The organism is Peptidiphaga sp. (genome assembly GCF_057238965.1).
Map to the genome: position 1 here is coordinate 1 of NZ_DBHHEV010000047.1, position 5,609 is coordinate 5,609.

A 5,609-nucleotide genomic window follows, 5' to 3' on the forward strand; every position below is an offset into this window, starting at 1 on the left:
GCATGTGTTAAGCACGCCGCCAGCGTTCGTCCTGAGCCAGGATCAAACTCTCCACAAAAAACAAAACAAAATTGCAGACAGCCCAAAACAGGCCCACAAACCCCGACCCCACAGGCCGGGCACGCCGCCCCGCCCCCACACAGGAGACACGACGACACAATCGTCATCCACACGCACTATCAAGCAATCAACCACCACGCCCACACCCCGCACACACACCCACACAGGCACACGCACAAGGGAGAAACACAACCACCGCACCCACACAACCAGGCCCGGCAGCAGACAACAACACTACACCCCCACCCCCCACCCCCACAACCCCCACCCACGTGACCCCCACCACACACCCCAGGAAAAATATCCGACAAACCAAAAACGTTTCCGCCATCGTCACAGCCCAGCGCCGCCGTCACACCCCCAACCCACGCACCACCAGATCTACACAACCCCAACCACAGCCAAATTCCTCTTCCCCTTACGCAAAAGAACCACACCCCCAGCAAGAAGATCCGACAAACCAAGAACTCTTGCGCCATCGTCGATCTTTGAATTGTTCAGGTACAAACCGCCCGACGCGACGGTGCGCCTAGCGGCCCCCAGGCCCTTTTCAAGGCCCGCTGCGACAAATAGCTCAATAAGGGGCGTCCCCACTGCCCCTTCCGCGCGAGGAAGCTCTGCAACGGCGTCGGCGAGCGTGCGGGCGTCGAGGGATTCGAGGCCGCCCCCGCCGAAAAGGGCTTGAGAGGCGGCCTTGACGCGCTCGGTCGCATCTGCGCCGTGAACCCATGTCGTCACATCTTCCGCCAGGGCCTTCTGCGCCTCGCGGGCGTGCGGGCGCTCCGCCAGAGCCGTTTCAAGCTCGGCGATCTCTTCGCGGGTTCTGAACGTGAAGACCTTGAGCATGTGAATGACGTCGTCGTCGGCGGTGTTGAGCCAGAATTGGTAGAACTTGTAGGGGCTGAACATCTCGGGATTGAGCCAGATCGCCCCTCCGGCGGTCTTGCCGAACTTCGTTCCGTCCGACTTCGTGATGAGCGGATTCGTCATGACGTGGACGGATTCGCCCTCAACCTTCCTGATGAGGTCCATGCCGCCGACGAGGTTGCCCCACTGGTCGTTCCCGCCGACTTCCAACGTGCACCCATAGCGGCGGTACAGCTGGAGGTAGTCGTTGGCCTGAAGGATCTGGTAGCTGAATTCCGTGAAGGAGATTCCTTCGTCGGATTCGAGCCGGCGAGCTACCGTGTCCTTTGACAGCATCTTCCCCAGCCCGAAGTTCTCCCCTATGTCCCGGAGGAAATCGATGGTGGACATCGGGCCGGTCCAGTCGAGGTTGTTGACGATACGGGCGGGGTGTTCCCCTTCGAAGTCGAGCAGCGATTCGAGCTGACCGCGCAGAGCCGCGGCCCAGCCGGCGACGACGTCGGCCTCGTTGAGATTGCGTTCCTCCTTGCGCCCCGAGGGATCGCCGATGAGCCCTGTGGCCCCGCCGACAAGGGCCAGCGGGTTGTGGCCGGCCATTTGGAGGTGCCTCATCACCTTGACCGCGACGAGATGCCCGTGATGGAGGGAGGCCGCCGTCGGATCAAAGCCGCAATAGAAGGTGACGGGGCCTTCGGCAAGCGCCGCGCGCAACGCGTCGATGTCGGTGTGTTGGGCGATGAGCCCGCGCCACTGAAGCTCGTCGAGGATGTCCGTCAAGGTTCCGTGCCTTTCGATCTCGTATTTGACAGCTGGAAGATTTCCTGATTTTCAAGTATGCCACAGGCCGCTCACAGAGCCCGCGAGGGCGCCGTGAGCGGAATGGGCGGCGATCGGAAGGCCGCGGATTCGCGGCGGCGAGATCACATATCGGCCACGACGAGGCCCCTGACTTCCTCGCCGACGTCGATAGGCACTTCGACGCCGGACATGCGCGGAGTCCAACGAATTCCCGGCCCGATTTCCTTGAGCACCGACAGGGGCAACGGATCGTCGAGGTCGAGAAGCGCTGTCAGCCGGATGTCGACCCACCCGGTCACCGGGCGGGCCGCGTCGGGATTCCAGTGAGGCCCCTCGTAAATCGTGCTCGTCACCTTGCCCAAGGCGACGAGCCCCCTCGGGGCGACGCCGACCTTCACGAGAAGGGCAAGGTCGCCCGGCTCCATCCCCGAACGCCGCGAGCCGGTGTTCCACTGCATGTCGATTGCCCCGCCGCCGTCGACGACCGGCAGCCACTTTGCCCAGTCGGGATAAGGGTCGTAGTGCAGTTTGGGGTTGACGAGGAAAAGAAAGGCGCGTCGCATCGGCTTCGCATCCTCTGCCGGGGCGCCTCGCCATGCGGTGTCGTCCATGTTGCGAGTCTATCGCCGCAAAAGGAGGCCGCTTCGGTTTTCGCGCTCCTCGCACGCCGCCCCCGAGGGGGGCGATACTGCCGCCGTTCGGCTCCTCAGCGAAAGAAGCCAGGCGAAGGGAAAAGACTGGGCGAAAAAGGAAAGACTAGGCGAGGGAAAGAAGCTCAGCGCGGATTTCTTCCGCCCGTTCGGGGCTGGACGTGATCACGAGGATGGTGTCGTCGCCCGCCAAACATCCGAGCACCCCGTCGATCATCGCCCTGTCTATCCCGACGGCCAGGATGTTGGCGGCGCCCGGGGGCGTGCGCAAGACGAGTTGACTGCCCGCGCACTGGGCGCTCACAAGCACCTCGGGGCACCAACGTTCGAGCTGGGCCCGCGCACCCTGCGCGGCCTTGTACAACTCGGCCTCGTCCGGGATCCTGTAGATTTGGCGTCCGCTCCTGTTGCGAACCTTGATCGCTTTGAGCTCGTCCAGATCTCGAGACAGGGTCGCCTGCGTGACCGATATGCCGGCTTCGCGCAAAAGGCCGCGAAGCTCCCCCTGAGAGCCTACGGACTTGTCCGCAAGGATGCTCACTATCAATGCTTGCCGCGCGGTTCGCGACGTCGGCACGGGCGCACTAGCCATCATTCACTCCGATCCGAACAAAAGTACGCAAGCAGATGCGTCATCGCGAATAACTATACGCTCTTGTGAAAGGAAAGCATGCCTCGGCAAAGACGGGTTGGCGCCGAAACGCCCGCCGTGCTCATCGCACGCGTGAAAGGTTCCCAATCGCCTCGACGAAGCGAGAATGCTCGGCTCGCTGAGCCTCCACAGGCTCGCGCACCGCGAATCCAGCCCGCTCGTCAAGCGCTCTGGCAAGCTGGGACAACACCCGTTCTCGCGCCGCATTCGATGCCCGAGAACGCATGACGCCCACGCTGATCCACACCGCCAAAGCAGCGAGAAGGCCCAGACCGATGAGAATGATCGGCAGCCCGACCCCGACCGCCTTCGGCGGATCGAACATTCCCAAAGCGGCCCAGAAAAAGAGCCAGAGGACCCCGACGGCGACCGCAGCCAACGACGCTCTGAAGAGGGCGCGAGTCACGCCCCACCAGGACGGTTGCTCCGAATCGCCCACTTCGATGTCTTTCGCCGCGTCTCCCGTGCTTTCAATGAGCCTCACGGTGCGGGCGTCGACGTCCCGGGCGACCGAGGACTTCCACGACGTCGGAAGCGCGGCCAACTCGTTGTCGACATAGGTCCGCACGGCCATTTGAGCGGCCGGTATCCGAGCCGGCTCGGGTATGTAGCGCGGGATCCCGCTGGGCCCGACGACGGCGTCGAGCGGATCGGGGGCGCGATGCGCGCTCCGCGACTTCCACGGAGTCTCTCGCCTGCTCCGCAGATCGTACGAACGCGCAGCGGCCTCCGCGACGGCGTCTCCTCCCGCGGCGCTGACCATCGCGCGGGCCGCAGGCATGAAATCGGCGTGAACGGCGCTCGGAGAAGCGCCGCCGTCTTTGCGCGAGGCCACGGCCAACGTCTCGCCCGCGGATCGAAGATCCGCCCCCAATCGCAAGCGGGCTGCGTTTCGTTTGGACACGATCTCCGTGATGGAACGGCGAAGCTGCTCGACGCCCTCGCCCGTTCGCGCCGACGTCGGGATCAATCGGTCGCGAAGCCCGTCTGTGGCCAGCAGCCCCCGCGCGTCGACGAGAACGACGTTCTTCTCGCGTTGTGCGAGCCTGTCGACCTGGTTGAGGACCACGAGGGTGACTGCTCCATGCTCGCCGAAATGCTTGAGGTACTCCCTGTGCAGCAAGGCGTCGGCATACTTTTGCGGGTCGAGGACGAAAACGACGACGTCGGCCCTCTCGATCACCCGATCGGCGGCGCTGCGATGCTCCTCCTCCGTAGAGTCGAGGTCGGGCAGATCGACGAGAATCACGCTGTCGTCGCCGAAGGCGCCCGGAAGGACGTGGCGAGGGCCGACGCCCATCCAATCGAGCACCTCGGAGGTCTCGCGTCCCGAAACCGAGAGCGGCTCGGCGGTCGTCGGCCTCGTGGGCGCGACCTCCGCTACAGGCTCGCCGACAAGGGCGTTGACAAGCGAGGACTTCCCGCTTCCCGTCGCGCCCGCGAAAGCGACGACGGTGTTCTCTCCCCCGATCTGGACTCGGTCTCGCACGCGGGCCGCAACCTTTTCGGCTTCCGCGCATTCGCCCCGGAAATACAGGCGAGCGGCCCCGATGGCGTCGTCCAGTTCCAACAAGCCCGCTTCGATGCTCATCTCCGCGCTCATTCTCATCCCTTCTCTTCGCGCGCCGACTCGATGTCGTCGCACGCAGTCTGGATTCCCACGGCGATCCCGGGATCCGTCTCAGCCTCGCGGCACACGTCGCGGAACGGATCGAGATCGGCCCCGACGAACTTCCTGGCGCGCACAAGGAGCTCCTCGCGCGCGCGTTTTGCCATCTTTCGAACGGCGTCGCCGTCGAAAACGGCTTCCAACAGCTTTCGGGAGGGAACTGCGGTGCCTCCGGTGACGCCGTCTCCGTTGGCCAGTCCCTTCGCGGAGGCGAACGTGACGATGACCAGGGCGGTCTCCATCGCCTTCGCGCCGATCGATGCGGCCTGCGCGGAGGCTGCCTTTCCGCCGCTTTCCTCCTGCACGATCGCGGCAAGCGCCTGTCTCCACCGGCGGACCGTTTCGACCGCCTGCCGCCCCCGTTCGTCATTCGGACGCACAGCCGCACTCGCCGCGGCGCGCGAGGCCTCGGCGCCCGACCTTTGACGCCATGCGTCGTCCACCGAGCGCGCCGCCCTTTCGGCCTCGGCTGTCAACGAAGCCGCCAAGGCGGCCTCGAGGTTCGCCTCAATTTCGGCGACCGGCAGCGGGTCGTTTGCTTTCGGCTTCCCCTTGAACCATCCGGCGACGCGGTCGCGGATTCCCCCCGTCGATCCGACGATCGAACGCATCGTCCGATTCGCGCCGACCGCCTCGTTCCATCGGTTTAGAGCCTCGCGGCGCACGAGGCGCCCGTCCTCGACGGAGGCGATGATCGATCCGATGGCGACGCCGTCGGCCCTGGCAATGTCGCCGCGCATGGCGCGTTGAAGGTCGATCTGCTCTTTGAGCCCCTCGACGATCGGATCGCACTGTTCAATGAGCGCGTCCACCGCTCCGGCCAGGGTCTGCCTGGCCACCGAGGCGCGAGCCGGCCCGTCGTGCGATAGGCCCGCAAGCCACGTCTTGATGGGGGCGACGTCCTCCGAAGGGA

General features: G+C 64.8%; 4 protein-coding genes and 1 pseudogene. All 5 read right to left on the reverse strand.

Features of this window, described 5'->3' with window-relative positions; translation table 11 throughout:
• Positions 1-441: 441 nt before the first annotated feature.
• The gene (tyrS, locus tag ACO48X_RS06810; RefSeq protein WP_485001347.1) at positions 442-1,704 is read right to left on the reverse strand and encodes a tyrosine--tRNA ligase; all 1,263 of its coding nucleotides are present in this window, start codon (positions 1,702-1,704) and stop codon (positions 442-444) included.
• Positions 1,705-1,847: 143 nt separating this feature from the next.
• Positions 1,848-2,336, reverse strand: a complete 489-nt coding sequence (locus ACO48X_RS06815) for a hypothetical protein (RefSeq protein WP_485001348.1) — start codon at positions 2,334-2,336, stop codon at positions 1,848-1,850.
• A 145-nt stretch (positions 2,337-2,481) separates the two neighbouring features.
• Positions 2,482-2,970, reverse strand: coding sequence for an arginine repressor (gene argR, locus ACO48X_RS06820; RefSeq protein ID WP_485001349.1), 489 nt, complete (start codon positions 2,968-2,970; stop codon positions 2,482-2,484).
• A 118-nt stretch (positions 2,971-3,088) separates the two neighbouring features.
• On the reverse strand, positions 3,089-4,630 hold the full coding sequence (locus ACO48X_RS06825; protein ID WP_485001350.1) for a GTPase family protein: 1,542 nt from the start codon (positions 4,628-4,630) through the stop codon (positions 3,089-3,091).
• Between the two features lie 2 nt (positions 4,631-4,632).
• Positions 4,633-5,609: pseudogene (locus ACO48X_RS06830) on the reverse strand (hypothetical protein); the annotation flags it as partial.

Bases quoted from the DNA above. Each gene is read 5' to 3' on its own strand.
- ACO48X_RS06825 (WP_485001350.1), bottom strand. From the start codon at position 4,630: ATGAGCGCGGAGATGAGCATCGAAGCGGGCTTGTTGGAACTGGACGAC.
- argR (WP_485001349.1), bottom strand. From the start codon at position 2,970: ATGATGGCTAGTGCGCCCGTGCCGACGTCGCGAACCGCGCGGCAAGCA.
- ACO48X_RS06815 (WP_485001348.1), bottom strand. From the start codon at position 2,336: ATGGACGACACCGCATGGCGAGGCGCCCCGGCAGAGGATGCGAAGCCG.